The organism is Bacillus sp. XF8 (assembly GCF_017498755.1).
GTDB lineage: Bacteria > Bacillota > Bacilli > Bacillales > Bacillaceae_G > Bacillus_A > Bacillus_A bingmayongensis.
Genome location: NZ_JAGDQK010000028.1, coordinates 111,022 through 127,473, shown reverse-complemented (window position 1 = coordinate 127,473; position 16,452 = coordinate 111,022). Strand labels below are relative to the sequence as shown.

The window sequence follows — 16,452 nt, the reverse complement described above, 5'->3', positions numbered from 1 at the left end:
TGGAATTTGAGTTTGGCCTGGAACTTGACATGGTACGTTAATTGGACATTTTTCACTCATATTTTACATTCTCCTCTGTATAAAAATTTTAGAGTTTTAAAAACTCATATGCTATACCTTATGTATATTTTTTATCAATGCTCTAGGCTTGTATAATAGTTGGCTATATTATTTATTTAAATGGTCATATATTTACAATAAATCGATGATGAACTTTTACGTGCTTATACGATAGAGGAAATTCTGCTTATTTTGTTAGAACATGCCGAGGAAGTTTGTTATCGACTACGTATGCAAAAGAAACTTGCTCAAACGATTCATTGGTCTAGTGGTTGTAGCAAAGATTTTAGTGGGAGGGGATGGGGAAAATTGATAATTCCTCGAATAAAAAAGGCTGATGACCGTAATCATCAGTTCCTTTTACTTGAAATACTTTACAGGCTCCATTTTAAAATTATTCCCGCATGAACAAGACCTCCACCGAATCCGTACATAAGTAAAGTATCTCCACTATTGATTTTTCCATCTTTTAATCCAATATCGAGCGCCAACGGAATAGAAGCAGCAGAAGTGTTTCCACAATATTGTAGACTCATGAGTGTGCGATCAAGAGAAATACCAGTTCGTTCACAAATAGATTCAATCATTCTTAAATTCACGCTATGTGGAATGAACCAATCAACATCTGATGTATCTAAATGATTTTTTTGAAGTAATTCTTGTACGCCTTGTGGAACTGTATTTACAGCCCATTTGTAAACGGCTCTTCCATTTTGAATGAGGTAGGGTGTATCTTGTAACGCCTCTCCATTCATTGTTTTTGATAAGGCAGTTTGGTATAAGTTGATTCCTCCAGAACCTTTAGACCCCATATGAGTTCCTAAAAAACTAGGGTTGTTTTCATCATATTCTACAAGGGCTGCACCAGCACCATCTCCGAAAAGTATGCAAGTAGTACGGTCGCTATAATCTGTAATTTTTGAAAGAGTTTCAGCACCAATAACGAGGATCTTTTTGTTTGTCCCGGAAGTAATGAGGCCGTTGGCAACAATTAGCCCATACACAAATCCAGCGCAAGCTGCACTAAGATCGATTGCTCCCGTATGAGGTATCTCAAAATGAGCCTGAACTTGACTTGCGGTATTTGGAAACATGTAATCAGGTGTAGCAGTTGCGACAATAATTAAATCAACGTCATCAACGGTAACGTGGAATCGATCAATTAAATTTTGAACAGCTCGGATACATAATGTTGTAGAGAATTCATCAGGGGAAGTAATTCTTCGTTCATGCATACCGGTGCGTTGCACAATCCATTCATCTGTTGTTTCCACAAGGTTCGATAAATCTTCATTTGATAGTACTTTTTCAGGTACATAAGTCCCGACAGCTGTAATTCGCGCTCTTGAATTCATACAAATACCTCCTATTTACAACTAAGTTATAATACCTGGTTCTAATTATAAATAAAATTTCGTATTAATTCAATTATTCTTAAAATTAAGTTGTTAATTGTATGATCTGAATATAGAATTGGATTTTTTAAAACAGTCTAAGCACTGGTTAGAAGAACGTGGAATTGAAGTAGTTGGAAGTCAAGGGAAAGGAAATCAAGAGCCGATTGTTCAGCGCTGGATGCCTGCTGCTAGTGTATATTTTCTTGATTGTGATGGGAATGAATTGGAGTTTATATCGATGCTACAAGATGAGTCTGATGAGCTTGAATATGCATCATACTTAAGTGAATGGGAAAAAGAAAAAAGATAAGCTTATAAAAATTTGCTTATCTTTTTTCTTTTTAGAAGTATTAGTGAACCATTCTCGTATTCACGTAAGCAGCTAATATAACATGTCCAATGATAATCATAGGAACAATAATTTGTGTATTCGGTGTAGTGAAGACGCTACCAATCGTTGCAACGACACCAGCTGCTAAGTTATAAAGACCAACTATTTTTGCTAATTTTTGTTTATCTCTCACACGTCGTTCATTAAATCCAGATAAGAGCCAAGTATATTGCTTTACGCCTATAAAGTAAGATAATGTGAAAGAGATAATAGCGATTATACATAGTGATGGAGAAGCGAAGAGAGCCATAACCACACCTCCGAAATAATTTCATCCCGCTATTTGCGGGCAGTAATACTCCCACCTCAAAATTCAGTGGAGGCAAAGAAGTTAGATGGGAAGTAAACTGCGCGTAAAAGCCCGATTGGTTAGGGCTGATAATAGTGAGGGATAAAGAAAACCCCTACTGATTAAAGTTTCATTTTACGTGTATTCTATAAATCGCCTAGCACTTTTAGAGAGTTGACGATCTTTCAACCATATAATTGATGATTCGGATTGGAAAGGGAAATCAATTAAATCTACTATTTTTATAAATTCTTGCGGGATATAAGATACAGCACTTTTAGGTAGAATAGAAGCCCCGATGCCAGCCATGATAAGCATAAGAATAAATGCTGAGTCAGGACATTCACATGCTATATTTAATTTTATACCAAGGCGCTGACATTCATCAATGACAAGTTGATGATAGCTGTCTGCTTTGTCTTTATGTAAAAGTAGGAGAGGGATATGATTTAGTTCGGTTATGGAGATTGGAAGTTGTGAATGATGTAGTTCCCATTTAGCAGGCATGACTAATACGAATGGCTCCTTTGATAAACAAATACTTGAAAAAACATCTTTATTAAATGGTGTACGCAAGACAGCGAGTTCAATATTCCGATTCTCTAACTGCTCTGTTAAGTATGAAGGACCTCCTTCCCATATTTTTAAGTGAACATTAGGGTAGTTTTCTTGAAAATAGCGGATTTTTTCAGAGAGAAAAGGAATGCAAGAGTGGAATGTTCCAATAGATAGGTTCCCCCTCAATCCTTCACCAGTATCTTTAATTTCCGTAATTGTTTCTTCTAATTGATGAATAATATTTTTTGCTTTCGTATATAACATTTTACCTTCTTCAGTCAAATGCATATTTCGACCGTTTCGTTCAAATAAGCTTACCGATAATTCTTGCTCTAATAATGCCAGTTGTCTACTTAAGGGAGGCTGCGCCATATGAAGTCGGTGAGCAGCACGGGTAAGCTGCCTTTCTTCAGCGATGACAATAAAGTAACGAAGTTGTCTTATATCCATTTCCAATCCTCTTTCTATACCTTTTTTGTATACAAAAACAACCTTATAAATAGTTTTTATATAATATTTCACATGATATCATAAATAAAAGATTTTAAATATAGAAAATTCTAAAAATTTAAAATATGAAAGACTGCTTTCAATAGAGTAATAACTTGAAAGTACATAGTATCGTTCCGAGGAGGAAATCTTTTATGAAAGTTTCATTATTTATTACTTGTTTATCAGATGTGTTTTTTCCTCAAGTAGGTAAGAGTGTTGCGGAAATTATGGAACAATGTGGAGTGGAACTAGATTTTCCTGAAGGACAGACTTGTTGCGGGCAACCAGCTTACAATAGTGGATATCAAAAAGAAGCAAAAGCAGCTGCAAAGCAAATGATAAAAGCATTTGAACATAGCGAATATATTGTGACTCCTTCAGGGTCTTGTGCTAGCATGATTCATCATTATTATAAAGAGATGTTTAAGGATGATAGTGAATGGCATGAAAAAGCAATTCATTTAGCTAATAGAACGTATGAGTTAACGGATTTTTTAATGAATGTACTGGGAAAATTTGATTTAGAATCTAAGTTATTTGAAACAGCTGTTTTTCATCAATCTTGTCATATGAGTCGTGGACTTGGTATAAAAGATGAACCACTTAAGTTACTATCACAAGTAGAAGGCCTAGATGTGAAGGAATTACCATATTGCCAAGATTGCTGTGGGTTTGGTGGTACTTTTGCAGTAAAGATGAGCCCGATTTCTGAAACGATGGTTGATGAAAAAATAAAACATATTGAGGCGGCAGAAGCCAATCTCCTAATTGGTGCGGACATGGGATGTCTCATGAATATTGGCGGGCGGCTGCGCAGAAAAAACAAAGATATTCAAGTTTTGCATGTAGCAGAAGTACTGGCGAAGGGGCTGAACAAATGAGCGTAGTGCAAGAACTAGAATTTTTGGGAAGAGTAGATAAAGCGTTGCACGATCCGCAGATGAGAAGCGCGGTTCCATTTACACAAGATAGGCTTCGGGTGGGACGAGAACAAGCGACATATGAATTAGGAAATATTGAGGAATGGCGTGAGGCAGCATCTGAAATTCGGATGCATACAATTGAAAATTTAGATAGCTATTTGGAACAATTAGCTACAAATGTTCGGAAAAATGGGGGGCATGTCCATTTTGCTTTCAAAGCAGAAGATGCCGTATCGTATGTTTCTGAAATCGCAAGAAAAAAAGGGGCAAAATCAGTAATTAAATCAAAATCTATGGTTTCAGAAGAAATACATCTCAATAAAAACTTAGAAGAGATGGGGTTAAAAGTGGTAGAGTCCGATCTTGGAGAATATATCATTCAATTAGCTGGAGAAGCTCCATCACATTTAATTGCTCCAGCCATCCATAAGACGAAGAAACAAGTAGCAGAGCTGTTTTCTAAGGAGGCTGGACGGAAGATACCGGTTGATACAAATCAATTACTACAATTTGCTAGGGAGCAATTGCGTAAAGAATTTTTAGAAGCTGATATTGGGATTTCAGGTTGCAACTTTGCTGTGGCAGAATCTGGATCTGTCGTTCTAATAAGTAATGAAGGAAATGCGCGTCTTACCACTACATTGCCAAAAGTTCATATCGCTATTATGGGAATGGAGCGTCTTGTTCCGACATGGAAAGATCTTGATGTTGTCGTTTCGATGTTAACTAGAAGTGCTACAGGCCAAAAGATTACATCTTATGTAACTGGAATTAATGGACCACGTTTATCAGAAGACATCGATGGACCAGAAGAATTTCATTTAATCATTCTAGACAACGGGCGATCTGATATTTTAGGAACCGCTTACCAAGAAGTGTTGAAGTGTATAAGGTGCGGAGCATGTGTAAATGTTTGCCCTGTATATCGCAATATTGGAGGACATGCGTATGGAAGTGTTTATAGTGGGCCAATCGGTGCGGTACTAGCTCCTTTATTAGAGGGTTATGAGGAATTAAAAGAATTGCCTTTTGCATCAAGTCTGTGCGGAGCATGTACAGATGTTTGCCCGGTAAAAATACCATTACATGATCTTCTCATTGAGCATCGTAAAGATGAGGTGGAACAAGGATTTATAACGAAGGCCGAGCAAATAGCCTTTAAAGGTTTTGCGTTTATGGCGAGCCATCCGTTCGTTTATGATAAAGCTATTAAAATGGCACATACAGGTTTATCGATATTTGCAAAAGATGGTTATATTGCGAATGGTCCTGGTCCATTAAAAGGTTGGACAGAAAGCAGAGACTTTCCAAAACCTGCGAAGCAATCATTCCGTGATTGGTGGAAAAAAGAAAGGAGGGATTCGTAAAATGAAAACGAATGTACAAGAATCTTTTCTTAACAATATTGCGCGTAAACTAGGCCGAAACCGTCGCTCCGGGGTAACTCCTCCCAAGTGGAATAACGATCCATTAAGACACTTTCCTAAAGAGATAGATCACGAATATTTAGTAGAGCAGTTTATTTCTAATTTGAATGCATTAAATACACAAGTAAGTCATATATACCGCTCAGAAATAGAGAATGTACTTCAGTACGTTGTGCAAAAATTTGATATTCAATCGGCGGTGTATTGGGATGATGAGAGATTACATCAGCTTCAAATAGGAAAATATTTAACAGGAAATCTAGTTTCTCATCGAATTTGGCAGAGTAAAGAAGATGAAAGAGACCTGCGGGATTACACCGCAAAAGTGGATATGGGAATTACATATGCCGAAATGGGACTAGCAGAAACCGGAACTGTTGTTTTATGGAATGGTGGCGGACGTGGACGTTTAGTTAGTGTGTTGCCACCTGTTTATGTAGCAATCCTCTCAGAAAATACAATTTATAGACGTTTAACAGAAGGGGTAGCCGCAGTTCACGAACAGGTTTCAAATGGACTACCTGCCTGTATTAATTTTATTACTGGTCCAAGCCGTACAGGTGATATTGAAATGGAGTTAGCTTTTGGAGTTCATGGTCCTGGAAAGGTTCATGTCATTCTATTAAAAGATTAGAGAGAAAAACAATAGTATACGAGGGGGGAGTGGATTTTGATGAGGAACAAATTTCGCTATTATATTTTTGCAATGCTCACATTGATTACGATGGTCAATTATATTGATCGAGGGGCCATCGCGTATGCACAGTCTTTTATTATAAAAGAATATGGGTTTGATCCGAAGGAATGGGGAGCGATTTTAGGGTATTTTGGTTACGGTTACATGATTGGTTCTTTGCTTGGAGGCATTTTATCAGATAAAAAAGGACCGAAATTTGTATGGATCGTAGCAGCAACTACTTGGTCAATTTTTGAAATTGCGACCGCTTTTGCTGGAGAAATAGGGATGGCTGTTTTTGGTGGCTCTGCTTTAGCAGGATTTGCTCTTTTCCGCGTTTTGTTCGGATTAACAGAAGGGCCATCTTTCGCGGTTTCGAATAAGACAGCAGCAAACTGGGCAGCGCCAAAGGAAAGAGCTTTTCTAACATCCCTTGGTTTTGTTGGTGTTCCGTTAGGCGCAGTATTAACTGCACCTGTAGCAGTTATGTTATTATCCTTTACAAGCTGGAAAATGATGTTTTTTATCCTTGGTGCAATTGGTGTTATATGGGCGGTTATATGGTATTTTACTTTTACCAGTATGCCTGAAGATCACCCGCGAGTGACGAAAGAAGAACTAGCTGAAATACGAAGTTCTGAAGGTGTGCTTCAATCAGTAAAAGTAGAGAAAGGAATAAAAAAAGAGCCATGGTATTCATTTTTTAAAGTGCCAACGTTCGTTTTGGTTACATTAGCATATTTTTGTTTCCAGTATATAAATTTCTTAATATTAACTTGGACGCCAAAATATTTACAAGATGTATTTCATTTTGAATTATCTTCTCTTTGGTATCTTGGTATGATTCCTTGGCTTGGAGCTTGTATTACATTGCCTCTAGGAGCAAAGCTATCCGATCGTATTTTACATAAAACAGGAAACCTTCGTTTAGCTCGAACAGGATTGCCGATTGTTGCCTTATTACTTACAACGATTTGTTTTAGTTTAATTCCAGCGATGGATAATTATGTGACTGTACTAGCACTCATGTCACTTGGGAATGCATTTGCTTTCTTACCAAGTTCATTATTTTGGGCAATTATTGTTGATACGGCACCTGCTCAATCAGGGACCTATAGTGGGATTATGCATTTTATCGCGAATATCGCTACAATCTTAGCTCCTACCTTAACAGGATACTTAGTTGTAAGTTACGGATATCCTTCGATGTTTATCGTAGCTGCCATTTTAGCCGCTATAGCAATGGGAGCAATGTTGTTTGTGAAACCAGGGCAGCAAACTAGGCCTGAAAGTTTGTTTAACTGGAGGAGTAAGGAGAGATTAGAGGAACCTCGTGCTAATATTTAAATGAATAACGTAAGGTGTATAAAAAACGAGTTGTATGCAAACTCGTTTTTTCATTTGCCTAAAATGAATGATTTTTATAGTAAAATATAATCGAGTGGAGAAATTTGAAAAAAGGCTGGGGTAATGTATGTATACAGTTGGACAGTTTTCAACAATATGTGGTGTATCAATTAAAACGCTACATCATTATGATGAAATTCACCTTGTAAAACCTTTGCAAACTGATTCTGTAACAGGGTATCGATATTATGATTATGAGCAAATAAAAACTTTACAATATGTAAAAAAATTAAAGAGTTTCGGTTTTTCATTACAAGAAATAAAGGAAGTTATAGAAGGCCATGATGATGCCGAATTAGTGAATCATTTGCAAGAAAAGGCTCTACAATTAGAGAAGAAAATGATAATAATGCAGCAAACTTTAGGGGAAATCAATCAATCTATTGATGATCTGAACAGAAATGAGCCGTTTTTAACTGTTTCAAATATAACAGAATGCTTCGAAGAAATACGAGAGAGACAATGGATTTACGGTGTTCGTGAAAAAATATGTACACGAGAAATCGATTTTGTTGTAAAAAAATTGTTTGAAAGGTTATATGCATATGGGCTAGAAGTAGATGGGAAACTAATGACGATTTTTCATCAGTTTTATAGTGGAGGTGCACCAGTAGATTTAGAGGTTTGTGTACCTATAAAAGAATACGGTAGTGGACTTTCCAATGTTCGATGTTTAGAAGGGGGAAAACATATTTGCGTGATTGTAAAAGGACCCTATTCAGAATTAGGAACTGCATATGAAAAAATAATGAATCTCATTGTGGAAAAGGGGTATGTAGTAAGGAATTCACCTTTTGAAGTGTATGAACAGGGAGTGTTTACTGAACAAATCGATTATAGAAACATTCGGCCGGCGTCCAAACATAATCCGTTACAATTTATAACGAAAGTGTGTATCCCGGTTTCTTCGTAATTGACCCTCCTGTTACAGGAGGATATATCCTAACCTTAGTAAGAGAAAAGGAGAGGATTATATGTATCATCCAAGGCTACGCGGAACACATTATGAGATGGGAAAACATTATGCAAGCATTTTATATAAAAATGGATTTCGGTTTCCAAAGGTTTCAGAAGAAAAATTAGCTTTTGGGAAACAAAGTCATGTACTATTAAATGATTTCTATCCAGAATTAATAGAAGAAATGAAAGGATTTGCTGAAGGTTGTCATGTAACGTATGAAGAGGTAAGTTCATTTATATTGAGTATAGGTGTATTTGAGCCGCAAGCACAATGTAGTATATTTGCGTTTTTTAATGGTTCAGAAGTGATTATGGGAAGAAACTATGATCTGATTTTAGACCTAAAAAAATATACCGAGAGTTCCCTCGTTTGTCCAGAAGATAAACATCGGTATGTTGGACATTCTGATGTGTTTTTAGGAAAAGTAGATGGGATGAATGAAAAAGGATTGGCAGTGGCAATTACGCTTGTACAAAGTGCATATAAAGAAGTGGGATTAAATTTTTATGTGGCAGTTCGTAAAATATTAGAAAATGCAAGTACGGTAGAAGAGGCGATACATATTTTAAGGGGATTTCCGTCTTCAATCTGTAATAACTACTTATTAGCAGACCGGTCAGGGAATATGGCAGTAGTAGAAAAGGCACCACATAATATGTTTGTACGGAGACCGAGAGAGAATGAAGATTTTATTATTTGTACAAATCATTTTGTAAGTAAAGACATGATTGCCTTACAACAAAATGTTGATAATGATTGGAGTAAATCTCAAAATAGATATACCTATATAGAAGAACAGTTAAGAAAAAATTCACAGTTAAATCGTGAAAGTGCACAGGATATCTTATCGAATGGTAAAGAGCATGTCTGTTTAAATATGAAAAAATATAATTTTGGGACATTATATTCAGTTGTATACGAGTTAAATAGCTTAAGAATCCATCGTGCAGAAGGGCAGCCGAATCGTTGCAAATATAAAGAAGATAGAAGATTGATAGAGGAATTTTATAAAAAGAAAAGAGGGAATATAAATTGAATCTTTCCGAATTTCAGCAATATGTATCAAATTTTAGTAAAGAAAAAGGATTTGCTGATACTACGATTGAGAAGCGTACAATGTATTTAATGGCTGAATTAGGGGAATTAACAGAAGCAATCGTAAAGCGTAATGATGATAAGAATGCAAAAAAAGAAATAGGCTTAGAAATGTTCGATGTAATTTGGAATGTATGTGACTTAGCAAATAAATTAGAAATTGATTTAGGGAAAGCATTTCAGGAAAAGATGGAAATCAATCGGGATAGAGAGTGGTAAGCTATATAGAATAATTTTTATATAAAAGTTAAAAACGCTCAGGGCATATGCTCTGAGCGTTTAAATTCATTAGATAGAGAAGAGCATGTGAAATGATAGTTGTTTACAGTTATTAAATATTGTAAGATGATATTGGTACTAAAAAAAACAGATGAGTACCAATGGTTTGGAGGCAAATTATGAAACAAAGAATCATAACAGAAACAATTTATCAAATTCAAACGAAGGGGTTTACATTTACAATTAGTGACTTAGCAAAACAATTAGCTGTAAGTAAGAGGACAATCTATGAGCACTTCTCTTCAAAGGATGAAATCGTAGATGAAGTTATTCGTAATGTAATAGAAAGTATTCAAGAAAAGGAAAAAGATATCGCTGATGATGAAACGTTACAAACAGTTGAAAAAATAAGACGCATCTTAATTTGTATTCCACAACAATTTAAATTCATGGATGCACGTTTATTAGTAGAACTAAAAAAATATCATTATAATCAATGGCTGAAATTAGATCAGTTTTTACGTGAAGGCTGGTCTACTGTAATTCGGTTAATAGAAGAGGGAATGAGAGAAGGGAGTATTAGACAGATTCAGATTCCGTTTTTTATTGAATTATATTTAGGAGCACTGAATCGCATATATGATCCTATGTTTATTGAAAAGAGTAATTATACATTGGGGAGTATGCTTGAATCTATTATGGACATGTTGCTGTACGGAATTTCTAATTCAAAATAGAAGGTGGGAAAATAATGCAGTGGATTTATTTATGCTTAGCAATTTTATTTGAAGTAGCGGGTACAACTGCGATGAAACTATCTGATGGATTAACGAAACTTGTCCCAAGTATTCTTATTTTTGTATTTTATGTAGTAAGCTTTTCATTTCTGTCATTTGCATTAAAGGGACTGGAGGTATCCGTTGCATATGCGGTTTGGTCAGGTATGGGAATTGTAACGATTACAATCATTGGTTTCTTTTATTTTGGAGAAAGTATCAATGTGATTAAGATACTAGCGATGCTTTTTATTTTAATTGGAGTCGTGAGCTTAAATTTTAGTAGTACGGCGCATGAAGAGAAGAAAAAAGAAGTAGTGGAGGAATGTATACATTGAATCGTTTAAAATATTTTTTCCTTATTACTGATATTGGATTTATTATATATTGGTTCATAACAATTTTTCATATGATTCCACAAGAATATTTGTTTAAAGATTATCAAAATCCTATTTTAGTAGCATGGAACTGGTCTTTTCTACCATTGGATTTATTCATCTCATTGACGGGATTTTTAAGTTTGTATTTGTATGCTAAACAAAAGCATACTTGGAGCCATTTTGCGTTCTTATCATTAATTTTAACTTTTTGTTCAGGATTACAAGCTCTAACATTTTGGACAATTCGTTTAGATTTCGATATTTCTTGGTGGCTTCCTAATTTATATTTATTACTTTATCCATGTTTTTTCTTAAAAGGTATTTGGAGAGAATGTGGATGGTATGAAGCAAACATGAGATAATAGTGAAAGGAATCTAAGTAGGTAGGATTGTAATGGAGGAAGAAAATGAATTTGAAGTATAAATGTTTAATACTAGATCATGACGATACAGCAGTAAAAAGTACACCGGACATACATTATCCATCATTTGTAGAAGCTTTAAAAGATTTAAGGCCTGATGAAAAGCCATTATCATTAGAAGAGTTTGTTTCAAATTGTTTTCATCCTGGTTTTTTGAGTTTGTGTAAAGATATTATTGGTTTCACGCCAGAAGAACAAGAGCACCAACAAAAAGTTTGGAAAAAATACACGGAATCGAAAATTCCAGACTTTTATGAAGGGTTTCCTGAATTGGTACAGGAGTTTAAGAGACAGGGCGGAATTGTAACAGTTGTTTCCCATTCTGAAAGTAGTCGCATTAAGAGGGATTATGAAACGCATTGTGGGTTTGTTCCGGATGCAGTGTTTGGATGGGAGCTAGAAGAAAATCAAAGAAAGCCCCATCCATATCCGGTGAAAAAGATTTTATCTATGTTTCATCTACATGAAGATGAAGTCATCGTACTAGATGATTTAAAGCCGGCGCTGGAAATGGCAAAGAGCTGTAACGTTACATTTGCAGCAGCTGGTTGGTCGCATGATATTCCGAAAATTAGAAAGCAGATGGAAGAGGAATCTGAGTATTATTTTGAGAGTGTAGAGAAGTTTAAAGAATTTATCTTTAATGAGTAAAGAGGAGAAAGAACTTGGGATACACCAAGTTCTTTTTTGCTACATCGCAGATATTAGAATAATTGTAGATGTGCTATTGGACAGATAGCACATTTCAAGAGTGGATAAATTATGTAACTGTACGATTAGAAAGGCATGAATGATAAGAAAAATATGTTAGTTTTGGTTGATTTTTGTATGTATGATGAATGGGGAGGGGGAAATGACATGAAATATAAACAGTTATTAAATCTATTAACAATTGCTGCATTATTAACATTGTCTGCTTGTGCTGAAAAAGAAGCAGTAAAGTCAGCAGAGGAGAAAAAAGAAAATACGGCATTGAATCAAGAAAGAAAAAATTCTACAGAGAAAAAACAAGATGTACAAAAGAAAGAAGAGGGACAAATTGGAATTGGAATTGCAACAACAGTAGAAGAATTAAAGCAACATACTGATAAACGTGGATATATATTCTACGAAGACCATCCAATTCGTCGAATTACGGGTGAAGAAGGTCGGACAACGAATATTATGAATTATGGCGATTCAATTCTCAATGTTCGTACAGAAGAGCCACTTGAAAATGCGCCACCTGATTTAGTGAATGAAGGATTTAAATTTATGACTGTCGGGCAAAATTCTTCTTTTCAATATAAATCATGGGATGAAGCAACAAATTTAGAAAGAGCCCTAGTCAAATCGGTATATGTGTCCGTTCAGGCATTTCGTGTATTGGAAGTTCCGGCAAGAAAAGGAGATTTTTCAAATAAAGAGATTGTAGGGGCGCTCACATATCTTCGAAAAGGGGGAGAATTTGATTATATGGCTCCTGTAGCACAATCTGAAACAGATTTAGGGTTATATCAAAAGCATGAAATGATGAAACAAACGTGGAACAAATTAGCGAATATTGAAAAACCAGAAGATAATAAAGAAGCTTTTTCAGAAGCATATGAAAAAGCACGACAAGAAACGAATAATATGATAGGTGTGCTAAATATTTTATTATCAAAAAATGCTCAGGAACGTTTATCAGAGCTTCCTAAGTAAATAAGAATGTGCAGAAAAATGATGAGAAGTAATACTTATGAGGAGAAAACACGTGTTATAAGTAGGAGTATGCATAGCTTTATTGGGGGGAAGTCAGTTTGCTAGTTTTGTAAAGCCGGTGCATGCTGTAGTAAAAAAAGAACAAAGCGTGATTAAAAATCAGGAAGGAGCGATTTCAATCTCTCAGTTAAATTCAAAAGTATGGGTTCATACAGAATTGAGTTATTTAGTTCTGGTGCAAAAACTTTAACGCTCTTGCAAGTAATCTCTTAAACTTGGACATACTGATAGTATTACTCTAAAAAAGGTGTGTGCTCGGTATGGAAAAGGACAATTTATTTAAATGGAAAGGCGATACAAGAATTAAAAGAGGAGAAACATATACCTGAAGGCGTACAGATAAGACAATGTAAATATCTTAACAATATCGTGGAACAGGATCATCGTTTTATAAAGAAGAGGGTTCGTTCCATGTTAGGATTAAAATCATTTCGTACAGCAACCTTGATTTTGAGAGGTATCGAAGCCATGCATATGATGAAAAAAAGACAACTTCACCAAAGGGTGAAATCTGTCCAAAATGAGGTTGAAGTCATTCATAAGTTATTTGGATTAGCCGTTTAATCTCAAAGTTAACAGGGGATTGCTGTTCTATATTCCTAGTAAGCTATTTTCGCATCGGAACCTTATGAAGTTTAAGGGATTCTTGCAAATACAGCTGCGATATTGGAGCTTTTTATGTGTTACTAAAAAGAATTTGTAATTAATGTATTGAGATATATTTTCCTTTACACTAACATAAAGATATAATATAGTTAAGTTAACTTAACTTAACTTAACTTAACTATATTATATCAAAACGAAAAAACGGCGCACAATGCAATAACAGAATGATTGGAGGAAGAATACTATGACTAGGTCTTATAAAGAAGTAATTAACGAAATGAATCGAGCCTACAATGAGTTCTACATTTTACTATCTCAGGAGTTAAAGGATGAGTTCGGTCTTACAGGGCAGCAAGAGAGCATGCTATTCTATATTAATTTAAATAAAAATACTACAGCGAACAACATTGCGACCACCTTTAATATATCCAAAAGTGCTGTCAGCCAAGTTTTATCTAAATTAGAAAAACATAATATGATTTCGAAACACGTAAATCCTAACAATAAACGTGAGTATTTCCTTACACTTGGTCCTAACGGTAGCAAGTATATAGAACGGTTGTCTCAGCTAGATGATTTACTTATTGAGAAATACTTCTCTAAAATTGATATCGAAGCCTTGCAGCAAATGACCGATACCTTAATTAAAATAAATCAAATTATACTGGAAGAAAAAAAGAAGACCATTGAGCCCAAATAGCAATAAAGTCTCTATGAAGCGATTTTTATTAGAAAAGTTGCATATGTTCACTGAGTTTTAATTAGCTTTTTTGAAACATAACTTAGTTAGTTGAAAGGGGGAAAGCACGTTGTGAGTTATATACCAAGTATTATTACGATAGCAAATTTTATCTGTGGACTTCTGGCTATTTACTCAGTTTTAGTTCACGATATTCATTTTGGAGTAATTTTTATTATTACAGGTATGTTATTTGATCTTTTTGATGGCATGATCGCTCGGAAACTTGATTCTGTTTCGGAAATAGGTGGAGAATTAGACTCATTTGCGGATTTAGTTACCTTTGGTGTAGCTCCGTCTATACTTGCATATAGTGTCGCTTTAAAAGATCTGCAGTCTATCGGGATACTATGTGCACTGGCTTACAGTATTTGTGGAATGCTTCGGCTTGCTAGATTTAATGTTCAACAAAGCAAGCTCCCGACGTTTATCGGAATGCCAATTCCATTTGCGGCAATGTGTCTCGTCATTTTATGCTTTTTGAATAATCCAATTCTTCTGGCCCTTGGCACATGCGTACTGTCTTATTTAATGGTGAGCAAAATAAAATTTCCCCATTTAAAAAAACATATGTCAGAAAAATTGGAGTCTGAAAGATGGAATTAGTGCAGCAGGTTATAGCAGACTATGGTTACCTCGCTATTTTTTTGATGCTTGTTCTTGGAATTATAGGACTACCAATCCCTGATGAAGTCATGATGACAATCGTAGGTTACTTTACGAATATTAATGTCTTGAATTATGAGCTTGCCATTTTAGTCAGTTTTGCAGGAGCGTTATTGGGTATGCTGATTAGTTACATGATCGGCAAAAAGGCAGGGCGTCCTTTTATTGATAAATATGGAAAATGGAGTGGTTTGAAGGAAAAGAGAATGAACAAAGTTGCAAAATGGATGGAGAAATATGGACCCTATTCTCTTATTTTTGGGTATTTCATTCCAGTCGTCAGACATATAACCTGTTACCTTTCGGGGGTTAGCAAAATGAAGTTGAAAACTTATATTTCGTTCGCTGCTATCGGCGCATTTTTATGGTGCTTCATTTTTATTACTATCGGCAGGGGTATAGGAATTATCCATAAATAAGAAGGGGATGAATTATCGAAAAGATTCTAACTGGAAAAGTTAACTCTAAAATGATTCAAGACAGTTTTGACAATGTTTTGCGGTTATCTCATTTTAGGGGTCACGTTATCAAAAGTGAAAAATTGTACGTTAAGACACATTTTAGACGCAATTTAACTGATTACCTGTACGTTAAGGGATAAAATGTTGTTTTGTACAGAAAATCCCATGTTATTGAATATAAATATAAAATAAAAAGCCGACATAAAACCATACTTTTTTTTGTGGAAGAGAGCATCCGGCGTTGGACAGAAGCGGTCAGTTCTTTATTTTACGTGACTTATATATATTAGAAAAGCAATAGGGATATATATGTTTTTAAATTTTGATAGTAGCAGATGTAGTTTGATAATATGTAAATACAATGAGAAAGGTAAAGGAGCATAGCATGATTCGTATGGCACTAAGAGCATTTAAAATACAAATGTATTATTTGCTAGGCGCGATGTTATTAGGATGGGTTATGACGCCTTTTTCATCCCATTTTTTAGGTGCAAGCATTGGCTTGCTTGTTAGTATGTATTGTGTTTGGATTTTAGGAAGGCGTATTGAAAAGTTTGGAGATAGCATTGTAAAAAAAGAAAAAGCACCGATGCTGGGTATGATTAATCGGTTTGCAGCAGCGATACTCGGTGCGATTATTATGTATGAGATTGAACACCATAAGTTCATGTGGACATTTGCTGCCGGAATTATGGGTGGTTATTTCTTAATTGTGATTAATTTAGGATATTATAGCATGAAAGATGCGAAGAAATAGATTAGCA

General features: G+C 35.2%; 20 protein-coding genes and 3 pseudogenes. 20 read left to right on the top strand and 3 right to left on the bottom strand.

All coding sequences use genetic code 11. The features are described from left to right. Window positions 1–213 precede the first annotated feature (213 nt). Window positions 214–354: pseudogene (locus J4P91_RS28970) on the top strand (DinB/UmuC family translesion DNA polymerase); the annotation flags it as partial. 80 nt (window positions 355–434) lie between these two features. Here J4P91_RS28970 and J4P91_RS18115 read toward each other — a convergent pair. Beyond that, window positions 435–1,415 carry a ketoacyl-ACP synthase III gene (locus tag J4P91_RS18115; protein WP_207995228.1) on the bottom strand — a complete coding sequence of 327 codons (981 nt, stop codon included), beginning with the start codon at window positions 1,413–1,415 and terminating at the stop codon, window positions 435–437. A gap of 115 nt (window positions 1,416–1,530) precedes the next feature. Between J4P91_RS18115 and J4P91_RS18110 the strand changes: the two are divergent. Then, a pseudogene (locus J4P91_RS18110) lies at window positions 1,531–1,767 on the top strand (VOC family protein); the annotation flags it as partial. A 40-nt stretch (window positions 1,768–1,807) separates the two neighbouring features. Here the strand turns inward: J4P91_RS18110 and J4P91_RS18105 are convergent. Further along, a complete protein-coding gene (locus tag J4P91_RS18105) occupies window positions 1,808–2,098 on the bottom strand; it encodes a DUF3784 domain-containing protein (RefSeq protein ID WP_207995227.1) in 291 nt (96 codons plus the stop codon). Between the two features lie 174 nt (window positions 2,099–2,272). Further along, window positions 2,273–3,145: a LysR family transcriptional regulator gene (locus J4P91_RS18100; protein WP_207995226.1), complete on the bottom strand. Its 873-nt coding sequence runs from the start codon at window positions 3,143–3,145 to the stop codon at window positions 2,273–2,275. Between the two features lie 194 nt (window positions 3,146–3,339). On the opposite strand from J4P91_RS18100, the gene J4P91_RS18095 reads away from it, so the two are divergent. From J4P91_RS18095 to J4P91_RS18010, 18 genes and pseudogenes are all read left to right on the top strand, one after another. Beyond that, window positions 3,340–4,068: a (Fe-S)-binding protein gene (locus tag J4P91_RS18095; protein ID WP_207995225.1), complete on the top strand. Its 729-nt coding sequence runs from the start codon at window positions 3,340–3,342 to the stop codon at window positions 4,066–4,068. After that, window positions 4,065–5,477: a LutB/LldF family L-lactate oxidation iron-sulfur protein gene (locus J4P91_RS18090; protein WP_207995224.1), complete on the top strand. Its 1,413-nt coding sequence runs from the start codon at window positions 4,065–4,067 to the stop codon at window positions 5,475–5,477. The genes J4P91_RS18095 and J4P91_RS18090 overlap by 4 nt, the downstream gene beginning before the upstream one ends. Window position 5,478: 1 nt before the next feature. Further along, window positions 5,479–6,171, top strand: coding sequence for a LutC/YkgG family protein (locus J4P91_RS18085; RefSeq protein ID WP_207995223.1), 693 nt, complete (start codon window positions 5,479–5,481; stop codon window positions 6,169–6,171). Between the two features lie 39 nt (window positions 6,172–6,210). Next, window positions 6,211–7,560: an MFS transporter gene (locus J4P91_RS18080; RefSeq protein WP_207995235.1), complete on the top strand. Its 1,350-nt coding sequence runs from the start codon at window positions 6,211–6,213 to the stop codon at window positions 7,558–7,560. Window positions 7,561–7,687: 127 nt separating this feature from the next. Continuing rightward, complete coding sequence (locus J4P91_RS18075; RefSeq protein WP_207995222.1) at window positions 7,688–8,533, top strand: MerR family transcriptional regulator; 846 nt, start codon at window positions 7,688–7,690, stop codon at window positions 8,531–8,533. A gap of 61 nt (window positions 8,534–8,594) precedes the next feature. After that, complete coding sequence (locus tag J4P91_RS18070) at window positions 8,595–9,617, top strand: C45 family autoproteolytic acyltransferase/hydrolase (protein WP_207995221.1); 1,023 nt, start codon at window positions 8,595–8,597, stop codon at window positions 9,615–9,617. Continuing rightward, window positions 9,614–9,895, top strand: a complete 282-nt coding sequence (locus tag J4P91_RS18065; RefSeq protein WP_207995220.1) for a MazG nucleotide pyrophosphohydrolase domain-containing protein — start codon at window positions 9,614–9,616, stop codon at window positions 9,893–9,895. Before J4P91_RS18070 ends, J4P91_RS18065 begins: the two co-directional genes overlap by 4 nt. A 179-nt stretch (window positions 9,896–10,074) precedes the next feature. Next, a complete protein-coding gene (locus J4P91_RS18060; RefSeq protein WP_207995219.1) occupies window positions 10,075–10,632 on the top strand; it encodes a TetR/AcrR family transcriptional regulator in 558 nt (185 codons plus the stop codon). Between the two features lie 14 nt (window positions 10,633–10,646). Next, window positions 10,647–11,009 carry a DMT family transporter gene (locus J4P91_RS18055; protein ID WP_207995218.1) on the top strand — a complete coding sequence of 121 codons (363 nt, stop codon included), beginning with the start codon at window positions 10,647–10,649 and terminating at the stop codon, window positions 11,007–11,009. Next, window positions 11,006–11,413: a DUF5360 family protein gene (locus J4P91_RS18050; RefSeq protein WP_207995217.1), complete on the top strand. Its 408-nt coding sequence runs from the start codon at window positions 11,006–11,008 to the stop codon at window positions 11,411–11,413. The genes J4P91_RS18055 and J4P91_RS18050 overlap by 4 nt, the downstream gene beginning before the upstream one ends. A gap of 45 nt (window positions 11,414–11,458) precedes the next feature. Next, window positions 11,459–12,124, top strand: coding sequence for an HAD family hydrolase (locus J4P91_RS18045; RefSeq protein WP_207995216.1), 666 nt, complete (start codon window positions 11,459–11,461; stop codon window positions 12,122–12,124). A gap of 207 nt (window positions 12,125–12,331) precedes the next feature. Beyond that, window positions 12,332–13,156, top strand: a complete 825-nt coding sequence (locus J4P91_RS18040; protein ID WP_207995215.1) for a hypothetical protein — start codon at window positions 12,332–12,334, stop codon at window positions 13,154–13,156. An 82-nt stretch (window positions 13,157–13,238) separates the two neighbouring features. After that, window positions 13,239–13,406 (top strand): hypothetical protein, encoded by a 168-nt coding sequence (locus J4P91_RS18035; protein WP_207995214.1) that lies wholly within the window; start codon window positions 13,239–13,241, stop codon window positions 13,404–13,406. Between the two features lie 41 nt (window positions 13,407–13,447). After that, window positions 13,448–13,780, top strand: a pseudogene (locus tag J4P91_RS18030) (DDE-type integrase/transposase/recombinase); the annotation flags it as partial. A 286-nt stretch (window positions 13,781–14,066) separates the two neighbouring features. Beyond that, the gene (locus tag J4P91_RS18025; RefSeq protein WP_207995213.1) at window positions 14,067–14,522 is read left to right on the top strand and encodes a MarR family winged helix-turn-helix transcriptional regulator; all 456 of its coding nucleotides are present in this window, start codon (window positions 14,067–14,069) and stop codon (window positions 14,520–14,522) included. 111 nt (window positions 14,523–14,633) lie between these two features. Beyond that, complete coding sequence (gene pssA / locus J4P91_RS18020; protein WP_207995212.1) at window positions 14,634–15,167, top strand: CDP-diacylglycerol--serine O-phosphatidyltransferase; 534 nt, start codon at window positions 14,634–14,636, stop codon at window positions 15,165–15,167. After that, window positions 15,158–15,646 (top strand): DedA family protein, encoded by a 489-nt coding sequence (locus tag J4P91_RS18015; RefSeq protein WP_207995211.1) that lies wholly within the window; start codon window positions 15,158–15,160, stop codon window positions 15,644–15,646. The genes pssA and J4P91_RS18015 overlap by 10 nt, the downstream gene beginning before the upstream one ends. 427 nt (window positions 15,647–16,073) lie before the next feature. Beyond that, window positions 16,074–16,445: an ATP synthase subunit I gene (locus J4P91_RS18010; protein WP_207995210.1), complete on the top strand. Its 372-nt coding sequence runs from the start codon at window positions 16,074–16,076 to the stop codon at window positions 16,443–16,445. Window positions 16,446–16,452 lie beyond the last annotated feature (7 nt).